Source organism: Cellulomonas gilvus ATCC 13127, assembly GCF_000218545.1.
Taxonomy (GTDB): domain Bacteria; phylum Actinomycetota; class Actinomycetes; order Actinomycetales; family Cellulomonadaceae; genus Cellulomonas; species Cellulomonas gilvus.
Genome location: NC_015671.1, coordinates 3224432 through 3239564 on the forward strand (window position 1 = coordinate 3224432; position 15133 = coordinate 3239564).

Below are 15133 nucleotides of genomic sequence, written 5' to 3' on the forward strand. Positions count from 1 at the left end.
TACACGGCTGTGGTTTTTCACCCTGGTGGACGACTCGTCCACAGGCTTCGAGGGTACGGCGGACCTCTGACAGAGCCCCTGACCTGCATGTTCCTGCGGGTCGAACGACACGGGCGTGATTCGACCCACAGGGGCCCACAGCGGCGTCCACACCGCGACGCGTGTTGTCCCCCGTGTCGTCCACAACCGGTATGCCCGATTCACCCCGAAAACGGGCGTCGCCCCGCCGCCGCACCCGGTTCCACCGGAGGCTCGGCGACGGGGCGGGGTCCACCGTCTGGACGGTCAGGAGGCCGTGGTGGCCGTCCAGGCCGCGCGCAGGCCGTCGACGAGCGGGGTCGTCGGGCGGCCGATCAGGGTGCGCAGGGTGTCGGTCACGTCCGCGAGCGTGCCCGCCGCGATGTTCTGGTCGAGCGCGACCAGGAAGCCCGCGGTGCCCTCGTGGAGGCCCGCGGCCAACAGACCCGCGCGCTGCTCGTCGGGCGTCGCGCGCACGTAGGTCACGGGCCGGCCCAGCACCTCACCGACCGCGGCGGCCAGCTCGTCGTGCGTCCACGCCACGTCGCCCGTCAGCTCGTAGGTGCGGCCGTCGTGCTCCGCGCTCGTCAGCACCGCCACCGCACCCGCGGCGAAGTCGGCGCGGGACGCCGAGGCGACGCGGCCGTCGCCGGCGGACGCGACCACCTGGCCGGTCGCGGCGGCCTGCTGCAGCGTGGGCACGTAGTTCTCCGTGTACCAGTTGTTGCGCAGCACGGTCACGACGAGGCCCGACGCGGTCAGGAGCTCCTCGGTCGCCCGGTGCTCGGGTGCGAGCACGAGCTCGGTGGCGTCCGCGTGCGGCGCGCTCGTGTAGACGATGCGGCGCACACCGGCCGCGCGCGCGGCGTCGATCGCCGCGCCGTGCTGCGCGACGCGCTGCCCCACCTCGGAGCCCGAGACGAGCATGAGCGTGTCGGCGCCCGCGAGCGCGGCCGCGAGCGTCTCGGGGCGCGCGTAGTCGATCTCGACCACGCGCACGCCGCGCCCGGCCAGGTCCGCCAGGCGCTTGGTGCGCCGGCCTCCCGCGACCACCTGGTCCGGGGCGACGCCGGCCTCCAGCAGACCCTCGACGATCAGACGGCCCAGGTGGCCGGTGGCCCCGGTGACGACGACAGACATGTGCTTCTCCTCGATCAGGTGTTCCGTGCGGTGCCGGACGGCCGGTGCGCGGCCTCCGGACGGTCCAACGGCGCGGGCCGCGTACACTTTCCCGATCGACCGTACCCACTTCGTCGTCGGGTACCTACCTGGGGGTAAGCATGCAGACCACGACGCTGAGCGGCGCTCCGGACGTGACCCAGGTCACGGGCTTCGCCGCGATGCTCGCGGCCGGTCGGCTGCCCGCCGCGTGCCCTAGCCGCATCGTGCTGGACCACGTGACCAGCCGGTGGGGCGTCCTGGTGCTGGTCGCGCTGTCCCAGGGCAGCCTGCGCTGGGGCGAGCTGCGCCGGACCGTGGAGGGCGTGAGCGAGAAGATGCTGGCCCAGACGCTCCGCACGCTCGAGGCGGACGGGTTGGTCGAGCGCACCGTCACGGGCACGGTCCCCCCGCGCGTGGACTACGCGCTCTCGGAGCTGGGCCACGGCCTGACCGCCCACCTGCTCCCGCTCATGGGCTGGATCGGCGACCACGCCGACGCGATCGTCGGACGCTCCGCCGCCACCTGAGCCGCCCACCGCAGGTGCCGGGCGCGGTGTGCGCGATGCTAGGCGCGTGCACGTGACCACGCTCGGCCCCCTCGCGATCGACGGGCATCCCGTGCGCGGCGAGCGGCTCGCCGCCGTGGTCCGCGAGCTCGTCGACGCGCGCGGACGCGCGGTGTCCGTGGGCGCGCTCGTCGACGCCGTGTGGGACGGTGCACCGCCCGACGACGCGACCGGTGCGGTGCAGGCGCTCGTGTCCCGCGTCCGACGCCTGGGCCTGGCCGTGCAGTCCACGCCGGGGGGCTACCGCGTCCCGGCCGACGACGTGCGCGTGGACGCCGACGAGGCGCGCGACCTGCTCGAGACCGCGCACCACGCCCTGCGCGCCGGGGACGTGCCCGCGACCGTGGCGGCCGCCGCGCAGGCCCGCGCGCTGCTGCCCGCGGTTCCCGACACACCCGTGGCCGTGCACCTGCTGGCCGACGCGGCCGCGGTCGCCGCGCAGGTGGCGCTGCGCACCGGCGGGCCGTTCGACGAGACCGACCTGCGCACGCTCGCGGCCGGCACGCCCCCCGACGAGCCGTCGGTCGCGATGCTGGTCCGGGTGCTCGCGGCGCAGGGCCGCGACGCCGAGGCGCTCGACGTGGTCGAGCGGCTGCGCACCGAGCTGGTCGAGCGGTACGGCACCGACCCGTCACCCGTGGTGGCGCAGGTGCACCTGGCGCTCCTGCGCGGTGAGCTGGCACCGGTCCGGCCCGCTGCGCCCGCACCGGCCGCCGCCGACGCGCTGCCCGCGGCATGGCGCCGCCCGGCCGCGCCGCTCGTCGGGCGTGCCGCGGACGTCGACGCGGTGCTCGACGGCCTGGCCACGGCGCGCGTGGTCACGGTGGTCGCGACGGGCGGCGCCGGCAAGACCCGGCTCGCCACCGAGGTCGCGCGGCGCGTGGGCGACCGGCCCGGCCGCACCGTGCACGTGGTCGAGCTCGCCGGGCTGCGCTCACCCGAGGAGGTGCTGCCCGCGGTGGTCGCGGTGCTCGGCGGTGCGGAGACGGTCGGTGCGCGCACGGACGTCACCGCGGAGCGCCGCGTGCTGGACCCCGTGGGCCGGCTGCGCGCCGCGACGCAGGAGCTCGACGGGCTCGTCGTGCTGGACAACTGCGAGCACGTGCTGGACGCCGCCGCGGACGTCGTCGCGATGCTGCTGAGCGTCGCCGGGCCGGAGCTGGCCGTGCTGGCCACGTCCCGCGCACCGCTCGGGCTCATGGGCGAACGCGTGCACCGGCTGGGCACGCTGCCCGACGACGACGCGCTCGCGCTGCTGCGTGACCGTGCGCGCGCGGGCCGCGCGGACCTGCCGTGGGACGACGAGCGCGCGCTCGCGCTGTGCCACCGCCTGGACAACCTGCCGCTCGCGCTCGAGCTCGCCGCCGCGCGGCTGCGCGCGATGCCGGTCCAGGACGTGCTCGACGGCCTGCACGACCGGTTCGCGCTGCTCGACGACGCGCTGCGGGGACTGCCCGAGCGGCACGCGAGCCTGTGGGCGATGGTCGACTGGAGCCGCGCGCTGCTCGACGCCGACGACCGGGACCTGCTCCAGCGGCTGTCCGTGGTGCCGGCGGCGTTCACCGCGGCCACGGCCGCGGCGGTCGCGGGCCGCGACGAGGCGGCGGTGCGGCGCGGGCTCGCGGTCCTGGTGGACCAGTCGCTGCTCGCGCTCGACGACGACGGCGTGCACCCCGCGCGCTACCGCATGCTCGAGACCGTCCGTGAGTACGGCGACGCACGGCTCCAGGCCGCCGGGGACCGCGCCGCGGCGATGCGGGGACTGGTCGCGTGGGCCGCGGCCGAGGCCGTGGACCTGGCCGCGCGTCTCGTCGGACCCGGCCAGCTCGACGCGCTCGCCGCATGCGCACGCGACCAGGAGACGTTCGTCGGCGCGCTGCGGTGGGCGCTCGCGCACGACGACGAGGCCGCCGCGGTGGACCTCTGCGCGGCGCTGTTCCACTGGTGGACCATCCGCGGCCTGCACGTGGAGACCGTCACCTGGGCCACGCGTCTGCTGGCCGCCGACGACCCCGCGCGCCGCCGCACGTCCGCGCTGTACGCCGCACGTCGGGACGGCGACGACAGCGCGCCGCACGGCGACCGCCTCACCGCAGCCGCGGTGCACGCCGCCGTCAACAGCGGCGTCACGGCGTCCAACCGGCTCGCGGCACTCGCGGGGCGCGTGCTGCGCGGTGTGCGGGGAGAGCAGGCCGCGCAGGTCGGCGACCGGATGCGCGCGGTCTCGACCGCGTTGCCCGCCATGACGTTCAGCGACCCGGCGCGCGCGGAGCTCGCCGCCGCCGAGCTCGCGCGGCACGGCGACCCGTGGGTCCGCGGGCTCGGCACGTTCCTGGGTGCGGCCGTGCGCGAGAACGCCGGCGACCCGGCCTCGTGCGTGCCGGACGCGCTCGCCGCGTACGCGCTGTTCCGGCAGGCGGGCGACCACTGGGGCATGGGCATGACCGCGCAGGCGGTCGCGCAGTGGTCGGCACGCCTGGGCGGCGAGGACGTGATGACGTGGCTCGAACGCGCCATCGAGCACCTGGAGCTGGTGGGTGCGCTGCTCGACGCGCGCAGCCTGCGCCTGCTGCTGGATGTGCAGCACGCGCTCACGGGCCAGGAGGACCGGCTCGAGGCGCTGCGGGAGCTGGCGGCCGCGCCCCACCTCGAGCCCATGGACCGCGCGCAGGCGCTGCTGGGCCTCGGTCAGGTGCTGCTGGGCCGGCGCGAGCGCGACGAGGCCGCGCAGCACGTGCTGCGCGCGGTCGATCAGCTGGGCGACGACGAGGGCGGCGCACCGCAGTCCCGCACCGTGCTGCGCGTCGCCGCGGCCGTGCTGCTGCTGCACGCCGCCGTGCCGGACGGCTGGCCCGACGAGCCCGGCGGCGTCACGGGCGTCGCGGGGATGAGCCCCGACGACGTGCAGGCCCGCGTCGTGGAGATCGTGACGCCCACCGCCGCCGACGTCGCGCGCATGCGGGACATGCCCGTGATCGGCGCGTACGCGCTGGGCACGGCGGAGCTCGCGGCGTTCCGCGGCGACGCCGCGACCGCGGCCGAGCTGTGGTCGCTCGGCACGCGGCTGGGCGCCACGATCGCGTGGATCACGAGCTCGCTGGACCCCGAGACGTCGTTGACGGTCCGCCTGACCGGTCCGGCCGCGACCGCACGGGTCGGCGACCTGCGGGCTCTGCCGATCCAGCAGGTCACGGCCCGGATCGAGACGATCGTCAACGACGTCCTGGGTGCCCGTCAGACCTTGCGCCGGTAGGCGCGCATCGCCAGCGGCATGAACACGGCCACCAGGCCGACGCACCACGCGAGCGTCCACCACACGTGGTCGCCCAGCGGCGTGCCCAGGAACAGGCCGCGCATCGAGTCCACCAGGTGCGTCAGCGGGTTGACGTCCACGAAGCCCTGCATCCAGCCCGGCAGGTCGTCGGTCTGCACGAACACGTTGGAACCGAACGTCAGCGGCATGATCAGCAGGAACATCACGCCCTGCACCGCGCCCGACGTGCGCACCAGCATGCCCACCCACACGCTCACCCAGGACAGGCACACCGCGAACAGGATCGCCAGCAGGCAGCCCGCGATCATCTGCAGCGGATCGGTCGCGATGCGGAAGCCCATCGCGTAGCCCGTGGCCAGCGTGACCACGGTGACGATCACGTAGCGCACCACGTCGCCGCTGACCGCACCGAGCAGCGGGGCCGAGCGCGGGATGGGGAGCGACTTGAACCGGTCGAATATCCCCTTCTCCATGTCGGTATTGAGGTTCACCCCGATCGCGATCGCACCCATGGCGATGGTCTGGCCGAGGACGCCCGGCAGCAGGAACTGCAGGTAGTCGCCCGTGCTGCCGGCCACCGCGTTGCCGAAGATCGTGACGAAGATCGCCAGGAAGATGATCGGCTGCAGCGTGACGTCGATCAGCGCCTCGGGCGTGCGCCACGTCTTGATGAGGCTGCGCCGGGTCAGGGCCGCCGAGTGCCGCAGCAGCGGGAACGGTCGTGCGTGGGTGACCGCCGCGGGGGTGCGCGGCGTCTGCGTGCGCTGGTCGAGGGTCGCGGTGCTCATGCGGCCACCTCCGTCGTGGGGTCGTCGGCCGTGGGCCGTCCGGTCAGGGTGAAGAACACCTCGTCGAGGCTGGGCAGGTGCAGCGAGAGCTCCGTGACCGTGATGCCCGCGGCGCCCAGGCGGGCCACCGTCTCGGTCATCGCCGCGTCCGAGGTGACCGGGACCGCGAGCATGCCCTTGCGGATCTCGTCGGCCGGGGTGCCCGTGCTGACCTGCGTGAGGATCTGCGCGGTCTCCTCCAGGCGCGCCGGGTCCGCGGGGCGGACCTCGAGCGTCTGGCCGCCGACGATGCGCTTGAGCCCGTCGGGGGTGTCGTGCGCGATCACGCGGCCGTGGTCGATCACGGTGATCTCGTCGGCCAGCGCGTCGGCCTCCTCGAGGTACTGCGTGGTCAGCAGCACGGTCGAGCCGTCCGTGACCAGCGAGCGCACCACGTCCCACATGGCCTCACGCTTGGCGGGGTCCAGGCCCGTGGTGGGCTCGTCGAGGAAGATCACGTCCGGGCGCCCGACGAGGCTCGCGGCCAGGTCCAGGCGGCGGCGCATGCCCCCGGAGTACGTCTTCGCGGGCCGGTCGGCGGCCTGCGTGAGGTCGAACCACTCGAGCAGCTCGACCGCACGCGCGCGGGCGCCGGCCCGGCCGAGGTCCAGCAGGGTGCCGAACAGCACCAGGTTCTGCCGGCCCGTGAGGTCCTCGTCGACGGACGCGTACTGGCCCGTCAGGCCGATCATGTGACGCACGCGCTCGGCGTCGCGCACCACGTCCAGGCCGTTGATGCGGGCCTGGCCCGCATCAGGCTGCAGCAGCGTGGACAGGATGCGCACGGCCGTCGTCTTGCCGGCGCCGTTGGGGCCGAGGACACCGAGCACGGTGCCCCGGGGGACGACGAGGTCGACGCCTTGCAGCGCCTTCGTCTCGCCGAAGTGCTTGACGAGGCCCTCGGCCTCGATCACCAGGTCTGTGGTCATGCGACGAGCCTGGCCGGACCGCCTGACACGGCGCCGACACCGTCCTGACACGGCCGGGTGGGCACGCCGTCAGCGGGCGTGGTGGGGCCGTGCCGGTGGACGACCGACGGTCAGTCGAGGTCGCGGCAGAGCAGCAGCAGCGTGACGTCGTCCACCGACGACGGGTCGGTGCACTCGCGCAGCACGTGGTCGATGTGCACGGGGCGCGTCGGGTCCTCGCGCTGGAAGGCCCGCACCAGCCGCGCCAGGCCCGCGCGCAGGGTGGTGGAGCGCGAGTCCACCAGGCCGTCGCTGTAGAGGACCAGCCCGCCGCCGGGCTCGATGCGCAGGCGGTGCGTCGGTGGTTCGCCCGAGCCGACGCCCAGCGGCCGGTCCACGCGCGTCTCGACGAGCTCGGCACCGCCCACCGCGTCGAGCAGCAGCGGCCGCGGATGGCCCGCGATCGCGAGCTCGACGTCACCGGTCGCGCGGTCCACGGCCGCGACCACCACCGTCGCCATGTCGGTCGCCATCGTCCGGCGTGCCACCACGTCGGTCCAGCGCAGCGCCTGCGCCGGGGAGTCACCCCGCAGCAGGAACGCGCGCAGCGCGTTGCGCAGCTGACCCATCGCCGCCGCGGCCGGAAGGCCGTGGCCCGCGACGTCGCCGACCACCACCGCGAGCCGGCCGTCGGGCAGCGTGAGCGCGTCGTACCAGTCGCCGCCGACCCGACCACCCGGGGCGGGCACGTAGCGCGCGTGCACCTGCCAGCCGTCCAGCTCCGGGAGGGTGGCCGGCAGGAGGCTGCGCTGCACGGTCTCGGCAGAGGTCAGCGCCCACCGGGTGCGCAGCAGCAGCGTCTCGAGCAGGCGCCGGCGCAGGTCCTCGGCGGAGCGGAGCTCCTGGGGCGTCCACGGCGTGCACTGGCCCCGCACCGTCTGCGTCCACTTCTCGAACGACTTGCGCGGGCTCAGGCGCACCGTGTCGCCCTCGCGGCGGGCGATCGCCTTGTTCTGCGGGTCGCCGCCCCAGCTCACGTCGCGCACCGCCTCGTGCCGGAACCACACGATCACGCGGTCCTCCGGCAGCCGCACCGCGAGCAGGCCCGCGACGCCCGGGAGCGTCGCCGCCAGGTCCGGCTCCTGGTCCGCGAGCGCCGTCCGTGCCGTGACGTCGGTGGCCTGCTCGGCCAGCCACGTGGTGAGCACCGCGAGGTCGTCGGGCACCTCACCCTCGGCCTGGCGCTGACCGTCGCCCAGGACCACCACGCCGTGCGCGGGCACGAGCGTGCGCAGCGAGACGTCCGAGCGGGACCTGCCGACCAGCGCCTCCGCGAGCGTGCGGTCCGCATCGCGTGAGGCGATCAGCAGCTGCACCAGCGTGGCCTCCGCCGCCAGGGCCGCCTGCAGCTCGTCCTCCTCGGCGCGGGCCACCAGGCGCAGGGACAGCGAGGACCCGAGGAACTCCGCCGCGGCCCGCACGCCGAACGGCGGGTGGTGCGGCCCGGAGTAGTGGTGGCACGCGATCAGGCCCCACAGCCGGCCGTCCCGCAGCAGCGAGATCGACATCGACGCCGCGACACCCATGTTGCCCAGGTACTCCAGGTGGATGGGCGAGACGCTGCGCAGCACCGAGTGCGTGAGGTCCAGCGGCTGACCCGAGCCGGGGTCCAGGCCCGGCACGATCCGCGACGGGGTGTAGCCGACGTCGGCGATGAGCCGGATCCAGTTCTGCTCGTACAGCGCCCTGGCCTGCGGCGGGATGTCCGAGGCCGGGTAGTGCAGGCCCAGGAACGAGTTGAGGTCCGCACGTCTGGCCTCGGCCACCACCTCGCCGTTGTACTCGGCGTCGAAGCGGTAGATCATCACGCGGTCGAAGCCCGTGAGCGTGCGCACCTCCTGCGCCGCGACGTCGTACAGCTCGGTGAGCGAGCCTGACGCGCTCAGCCGCTCCATCGCGTCACGCACGGCCTGGTAGGTGTTCGGGAACGAGAAGGGCCGCGGTCCGGTCGACTCCTCGAGCTCCACCACCAGGAGCGTCCGGTCCGCGACCGCCACGCGGTGCAGCACCGCGTCGAGCTCCACGCGTCCTCGCGGGGTGCGCGCGGGCACGACGATGGGGTTGCGCTGGCGCAGGTTGCCGAACGTGCGCACGTGCGCGCGCACCAGCTCGGCCGCCTCGGTGCCCAGCACGTGCTCGAGGCGCGCGCCCAGGGCGTCCTCGACCTGGACGCCGAGCAGGTCCACGACGTTCTGCGAGACGTGCTCGACCGTGAAGTCCGGCTCGCTCACCGCGAGCAGCACGCCGTGCGGCTGGACCGACCCCGGCACGTGGATGGGCTCACGCGCGCAGTTGTCGAGGTCGACCGGCTCACCCGGCGCGAGCAGCGACGCGTCGGGGCCCGCCTCGCCCATGCCCGTCCTCCCCTTCACTCCCGCTGCCGACCGGAGTGAACGGTAACCCACGCCCCCGACGAGCCCGCCCGGGACCTCACGCGTGAGTCGCGGCGTCGACGAACCGCGTGAGCAGCCGGTCCGCGTCCAGCCACGGTCCGGGCCCCGGACGGAGCGCAGCGGCCCCGCCCACCGACACCGCTGCCGGCTCCTCCACGGGGACGGCGGCGGTGACGGCCGCGTCGTCGACGAGGCCCGCCCGCTCGGCCGCCAGCAGCGCCGCCCCCACGGCGACCGGCTCCCGCTCGAGCACCAGGTGCACCGGCCCGGGGGTCACCATGCCCTTGAGGCGCGTCCAGGCCGGGTTCGCGTGCGCAGGCCCGCCCAGCAGGCGCACGTCCGTGTCCCACCGGGACGCCCCGCCCGCGAGCTCCGCCTGGACGTCCAGCATCCACCGGGCCTGCAGCGCGAGCCCGACGAGCAACCCGCGCAGGTGCGCCACGGGATCGGCCGGCACGCGGCCCACCGGCCTGGGCCGGGCCCCCGGGTCGGGTGCGGGCGTCTGCCGGCCGGCGACCGACGGCAGCAGCAGGAACGCGTCCTCCTGCGTGCGCAGCGCGCGCCACCAGTCGTCGTCGCGCGCGTCCGAGGCCGCCGCGAGCAGGTGCGCGCGCTCGTCGTCGGCCAGGTCACCCGCGTACGTGGCGAGCCACCACGCGACCGCGCCGCCCGCGCTGGACGTGCCCGCCACCAGCGCGGGCAGGTCGCCGCGCACCGTGCGCACCAGGCTCATGCCGGCGGCCGCCACCGGGTCCGGGGCCGGGTCGCCCTCGAGCACCGTGCAGACCACCTCGGCCGTGCCCAGCGAGTCCGCCACCCGGCCGGGCTGCCGGACGCCCGCGGCGAACGCCGCGACCGCATGGTCGTGCCCCGCGACCGTCACCGGGATCCCGGGGGGCAGGTCCGCGGTCGCCGGTCCGGGACGCACCGGCACGGTCTGGCCCGGCGCCAGCACGCGGGGCACGTGCCGCGCGGCCAGCCCGACGCCCGCGAGCAGCTCGTCGTCGAACGCGTCCGGGAGACGCCCCGGCCGGCCCAGGCGGTAGGCCATGGTCCGGCCCGCGAGCGTGTGGTCCGTGACCAGGCGGCCGGTGAGCGCCAGCACCACCAGGTCCGCGGCGCCCGCCCAGCGGCCGTCGTCGTGCAGCCACCCGGGCGCGTGCTCGCGCAGCCAGGCCCACGTGGCCAGCGGCACCTTGCCCGAGGCCCGCACCCCCGTCGCCGCGAACAGCTCCGCGCGGCCCCACCGCGCGGCCAGCGCGTCGGCGTGGGTGTCGCCCCGGTGGGCGTCCCAGCGCAGCCACGCGCCGCGCGGCTCGTCGTCGGGACCCACCGGCACGCCCGTCTCAGCCATCGACGCGACGCCCACCGCACGCGGTGCGGGCCGCCCGTCGAGGACGCGCGTCAGCAGGGCCGCGAGAACGGTCGACAGGTCGCCCGGCTGAGGGGTGGGCGCGGCGGCCACGGCCACGGCGCGCGCCTGCTCGACGTCGACGAGCGCGACCTTGAGGTTCGTCGTCCCGACATCCACCCCGACCACCAGCACGCCCCCATCCTGCCCGGGGGCGCGCTCGTCAGTCGCGCGTGGGACGCCAGAGGACGACGGCGCCCGCCGCGGCGATCGCGCGGGGAGCCTGCTGCGGGCGCGGCGTGCGCGGGACGCGCCGGGTCGCGACGACGTCACCGCGCGGGTCCGCGGTGAAGACGCGGCGGCTCGGCTCGACGAACGAGCGCAGGTAGTCCACCTGCCGCGCGAGCCGCTCGACCTGCGCCTCGAGCTCGAGGATCCGCTTGATGCCCGCCAGGTTCACGCCCTCGTCCTGCGACAGGCGCTGCACCTCACGCAGCGTGGCCACGTCCCGCAGCGAGTAGCGCCGCCCGCGGCCCGCGGTGCGGCGCGGCGAGACCAGCCCCAGCCGGTCGTACTGGCGCAGCGTCTGCGGGTGCATCCCGGCGAGCTCGGCGGCGCGGGAGATGACGAACAGGGGTGCGTCGTCCTGCACGGTCACCTCCCGGCCGTCCGCTCGTCGGGCTCGGTCATCGCCGCGCCTGGGCCATCAGGTCGGCGCGGACGTCCTGGCCCGACGTGGCGATGCCGAACGCCTGGACCGCCTCCCGCGCCGCGTCCGAGAGCCGCTGCGGCACGACGACCTGCACGGTCACCAGCAGGTCGCCCGCGTCCTTCGTCGGGCTGCTCGCGTCCTTGCCCGGCACGCCGCGGCCCTTGACGCGCAGCACGCGCCCCGACGGGGTGCCCGCGGGCACCTTGACCCGCACGACGTCCCCGGCCAGCGTCGGCACGTCGACCGTCGCGCCCAGCGCGGCCTCGTCGAACGCGATCGGGACCGTGACCTTGAGGTTGCGGCCGTCGAGCGCGAACACGGGGTGCGGGGCCACGCGCACGGTCACGACGAGGTCGCCCGCCGGGGCCCCCGGCTCGCCCGGCCGGCCCTTGCCGCGCAGCCGGATCTTCTGGCCGTCCCGCACCCCCGCGGGGATGCGCGCGTTGACGGTCCGGCCCTCCACCTGCAGCGAGACCGTCGAACCCTCGACGGCCTGCCGGAACGGCAGCTCGACCACGGCCGCAAGGTCCGCACCCGGCTGCGGGCCCCGCTGGAACCCGCCGCCGAACATCCCGCCGAGGATGTCCTCGAACCCGGCCGCACCGCCCGGTGCGTACCGGACGCGGCCGCCGCCACCCCCGCCGCCGCCGAACATGCCGCCCAGGATGTCCTCGAACCCGCCCCCGCCGCGGCCGCCCGCGGTGAACCGGGCGCCCCCGGCCATCGCGCGCAGCTGGTCGTACTGCTGACGCTGCTCGGCGTCCGAGAGCACCGAGTACGCCTCGCCGATGTCCTTGAACGCGGCCTCGGCCTGGGGGTTGTCGGGGTTGTGGTCCGGGTGCTTCTCCCGGGCCAGCTTGCGGTACGCCTTCTTGATGGTCGCCGCATCGGCGTCCTTGGAGACGCCGAGCACGGCGTAGAAGTCCTTCTCGAGCCAGTCCTGACCGGTCACGGCGCCTCCCTCCGGGTACGTAGCCTGCTCGTCGTCACGCCTCCGGGTCCACCACGGCGACGCGCGCGGCCCGCAGGACCCGCTCCGCCGTCCGGTAGCCCGGCTGCAGGACCATCTGGACCGTCGCGACGCTCACGTCGGCCGAGTGCGAGTGCATGAGCGCCTCGTGCACCGCGGGGTCGAACTCCTCGCCCACGGCCCCGTAGCGCTCGACGCCGAAGCGGTTGAGCGTCCCCTCGAGCTTCTCCGCGATCGACGCGAACGGGCCCGTGAGGTCGCCGTGCTGACGCGCGAGCTCGATGTCGTCGAGCACCGGGATGAGCGCCTCGGCCACGGACGCGACGCCGCGGTCGTGCGCCGCGCCGGCCTCCGTCTTCGAACGCTTCACGTACGCCGAGTACTGCTGCTCGAGGTTGTAGTACGCCGCGTTGGCGCGCTGCAGCTCCTCGAGCCGCTCGGCCGCGAGCTGCTCGGCCGCGCCCGCGGGGGCGGCCTCCTGCTGGCCCGCCGCCGCGGCGGCCTCGGCCTCCGCGATCACGGCCTCCTCGGCCGTGGGCTCACGCAGCTCGCCCGTCTCCGGGTCGATGCGTCGCTTGTCGGTGAACCGGGGGGACTCCCCCGGGCCCTCGTCGGGCCCGGGGGTCGTCGGCTGGTCGGTCACTTCTTGTCGTCCTCGTCGTCCACGATCTCGGCGTCGACGACGTCCTCGTCGGACGAGTCCGCCGGCGCGTCCGCAGGCGCCGACTGCTCGGCCTGCGCCTGCGAGTAGATCGCCTCACCGATCTTCTGCGCGGCCGTCGACAGCGCGGCCGTCTTGGCCTTCACGTCCTCGACGTCCGTGCCCTCGAGCGCGGTCTTGAGCTCGCCGACCTTGGCCTGGACCTCGGTCTTGACCTCCTCGGGGAGCTTGTCCGCGTTGTCCACCAGGAGCTTCTCCGTGGAGTAGACGAGCTGCTCGGCGGAGTTGCGCGCCTCGGCGTCCTCGCGACGCTTCTTGTCCTCCGACGCGTGCTCCTCGGCCTCACGGACCATGCGCTCGATGTCCTCCTTGGGGAGGGCCGAGCCGCCCGTGATCGTCATCGACTGCTCCTTGCCCGTGCCGCGGTCCTTCGCGGACACGTGCACGATGCCGTTCGCGTCGATGTCGAACGTGACCTCGATCTGCGGCATGCCGCGCGGCGCGGGCGCGATGCCCGTGAGCTCGAACGTGCCCAGCGGCTTGTTGTCCCGCGCGAACTCACGCTCGCCCTGGAACACCTGGATCAGCACCGACGGCTGGTTGTCCTCCGCGGTGGAGAAGATCTCCGACCGCTTGGTGGGGATGGCCGTGTTGCGCTCGATGAGCTTGGTCATCACGCCGCCCTTGGTCTCGATGCCGAGGCTCAGCGGCGTCACGTCGATCAGCAGGACGTCCTTGCGGTCGCCCTTCATCACGCCGGCCTGCAGCGCGGCACCCACGGCCACGACCTCGTCCGGGTTGACGCCCTTGTTGGGCTCACGGCCGCCCGTGAGCTCCGTGACGACCTCCGTGACCGCCGGCATACGCGTCGAGCCGCCGACGAGCACCACGTGGTCGATGTCCGACAGCTTGATGCCCGCGTCCCGGATGACCGCGTTGAACGGCGCCTTGGTGCGGTCCAGCAGGTCCTTGGTCATCTCCTGGAACTTGGCCCGCGTGAGCTTGGTGTCCAGGTGGATGGGGCCGTTCTCGCTCATCGACAGGTACTGCAGCGAGATGTTGGTGCTGGTGGCCGACGAGAGCTCCTTCTTGGCCTGCTCCGCCGCCTCACGCAGGCGCTGCAGCGCGATCTTGTCCTTCGACAGGTCCACGCCCTGGTTCTTCACCTCGGCCACCAGGAAGTCGACGATCCGGTTGTCCCAGTCGTCGCCACCCAGGCGGTTGTCGCCCGACGTCGCGCGGACCTCGATCGTCGAGAAGCCGTCGTCGTCCTTGCCGACCTCCAGGAGGGACACGTCGAACGTGCCACCACCGAGGTCGAAGACGAGGATGAGCTCGTCCTCCTTGCCCTTCTCCAGGCCGTACGCCAGCGCCGCCGCCGTGGGCTCGTTGATGATGCGCAGCACGTTGAGGCCCGCGATCGCGCCCGCGTCCTTGGTGGCCTGACGCTCGGCGTCGTTGAAGTACGCCGGGACCGTGATCACCGCGTCCGTGACCGGCTCACCCAGGTACGCCTCCGCGTCACGCTTGAGCTTGCCGAGCACGCGCGCCGAGATCTCCTGCGGCGTGTACTTCTTGTCGTCGATCTCCACCGTCCAGTCCGTGCCCATGTGGCGCTTGACCGACGCGATGGTGCGGTCCACGTTGGTGACCGCCTGACGCTTGGCGACCTCGCCGACCAGGACCTCGCCCGTCTTGGAGAACGCGACGACCGACGGGGTGGTGCGCGAGCCCTCCGCGTTGGCGATGACCGTGGGCTCGCCACCCTCGAGGACCGAGACGACCGAGTTGGTGGTGCCGAGGTCGATGCCGACTGCTCGTGCCATGTGCTGTGCCTTCTTTCGCTTCCGGTGCTCTGGACGCTCTTGAGTCCGCTGCGCTCAACCTTGCACCCCGACCCTCGGGCCATGCAAGCCGGGCGGACCGAACTTGAGTCTGCTGGGCTCAACTTGCGGATGGCGGGGCCTATTCCGGGGTGCGCGAGCTGCTCGGCGCCTCGCGGGCGCTCGCTACGACACCCGCGCCTTGATCACCGGGCGTGCCGCCACGCGACGACCTCGCCATCGCGGTCCGCACCTGGCTCTCGGACGGCTCGGCACGGTCCAGCCGCACGTCGACCCACGTCGGGTACCGAGAATGGTGGACAGCGTCCGGAACTCCGGGTCCGCGGGCTGAGCAACCCTGTCGTCGTGGCCGCTCTCACGTCCCCGGCGTCGTGAAGGACCTGACACG

The 15133-nt window shown here is 74.5% G+C and carries 11 protein-coding genes; 2 read left to right on the forward strand and 9 right to left on the reverse strand.

Going from position 1 to position 15133, the window contains the following annotated elements:
• Positions 1–285: 285 nt before the first annotated feature.
• The gene (locus CELGI_RS14765; protein WP_013884939.1) at positions 286–1158 is read right to left on the reverse strand and encodes an SDR family oxidoreductase; all 873 of its coding nucleotides are present in this window, start codon (positions 1156–1158) and stop codon (positions 286–288) included.
• Between the two features lie 200 nt (positions 1159–1358).
• On the opposite strand from CELGI_RS14765, the gene CELGI_RS14770 reads away from it, so the two are divergent.
• Positions 1359–1706 carry a winged helix-turn-helix transcriptional regulator gene (locus CELGI_RS14770; RefSeq protein WP_041574817.1) on the forward strand — a complete coding sequence of 116 codons (348 nt, stop codon included), beginning with the start codon at positions 1359–1361 and terminating at the stop codon, positions 1704–1706.
• 46 nt (positions 1707–1752) lie between these two features.
• Complete coding sequence (locus CELGI_RS14775; RefSeq protein WP_041574224.1) at positions 1753–4998, forward strand: BTAD domain-containing putative transcriptional regulator; 3246 nt, start codon at positions 1753–1755, stop codon at positions 4996–4998.
• Here the strand turns inward: CELGI_RS14775 and CELGI_RS14780 are convergent.
• From CELGI_RS14780 to dnaK, 8 genes are all read right to left on the reverse strand, one after another.
• Positions 4980–5807, reverse strand: a complete 828-nt coding sequence (locus CELGI_RS14780; protein WP_013884942.1) for an ABC transporter permease — start codon at positions 5805–5807, stop codon at positions 4980–4982. The two genes, CELGI_RS14775 and CELGI_RS14780, sit on opposite strands and share 19 nt — an antisense overlap.
• Entirely contained in the window at positions 5804–6775 is a 972-nt protein-coding gene (locus CELGI_RS14785; protein WP_013884943.1) for a daunorubicin resistance protein DrrA family ABC transporter ATP-binding protein, read from the reverse strand. Before CELGI_RS14785 ends, CELGI_RS14780 begins: the two co-directional genes overlap by 4 nt.
• 110 nt (positions 6776–6885) lie before the next feature.
• Complete coding sequence (locus tag CELGI_RS14790) at positions 6886–9168, reverse strand: SpoIIE family protein phosphatase (RefSeq protein WP_013884944.1); 2283 nt, start codon at positions 9166–9168, stop codon at positions 6886–6888.
• Positions 9169–9244: 76 nt separating this feature from the next.
• Positions 9245–10753, reverse strand: a complete 1509-nt coding sequence (locus CELGI_RS14795; RefSeq protein WP_013884945.1) for an FGGY-family carbohydrate kinase — start codon at positions 10751–10753, stop codon at positions 9245–9247.
• Between the two features lie 28 nt (positions 10754–10781).
• Entirely contained in the window at positions 10782–11210 is a 429-nt protein-coding gene (locus CELGI_RS14800) for a heat shock protein transcriptional repressor HspR (protein WP_013884946.1), read from the reverse strand.
• 34 nt (positions 11211–11244) lie between these two features.
• Entirely contained in the window at positions 11245–12222 is a 978-nt protein-coding gene (locus CELGI_RS14805) for a DnaJ C-terminal domain-containing protein (RefSeq protein WP_013884947.1), read from the reverse strand.
• Positions 12223–12256: 34 nt separating this feature from the next.
• Entirely contained in the window at positions 12257–12883 is a 627-nt protein-coding gene (locus CELGI_RS14810) for a nucleotide exchange factor GrpE (protein ID WP_013884948.1), read from the reverse strand.
• Positions 12880–14727, reverse strand: a complete 1848-nt coding sequence (dnaK, locus tag CELGI_RS14815; RefSeq protein WP_013884949.1) for a molecular chaperone DnaK — start codon at positions 14725–14727, stop codon at positions 12880–12882. Before dnaK ends, CELGI_RS14810 begins: the two co-directional genes overlap by 4 nt.
• Positions 14728–15133: the final 406 nt, after the last annotated feature.

Coding starts and splice junctions, on each gene's coding strand:
- CELGI_RS14785 (WP_013884943.1), bottom strand. CDS start 6,775: ATGACCACAGACCTGGTGATCGAGGCCGAGGGCCTCGTCAAGCACTTC.
- CELGI_RS14790 (WP_013884944.1), bottom strand. CDS start 9,168: ATGGGCGAGGCGGGCCCCGACGCGTCGCTGCTCGCGCCGGGTGAGCCG.
- CELGI_RS14780 (WP_013884942.1), bottom strand. CDS start 5,807: ATGAGCACCGCGACCCTCGACCAGCGCACGCAGACGCCGCGCACCCCC.
- dnaK (WP_013884949.1), bottom strand. CDS start 14,727: ATGGCACGAGCAGTCGGCATCGACCTCGGCACCACCAACTCGGTCGTC.
- CELGI_RS14765 (WP_013884939.1), bottom strand. CDS start 1,158: ATGTCTGTCGTCGTCACCGGGGCCACCGGCCACCTGGGCCGTCTGATC.
- CELGI_RS14770 (WP_041574817.1), top strand. CDS start 1,359: ATGCTCGCGGCCGGTCGGCTGCCCGCCGCGTGCCCTAGCCGCATCGTG.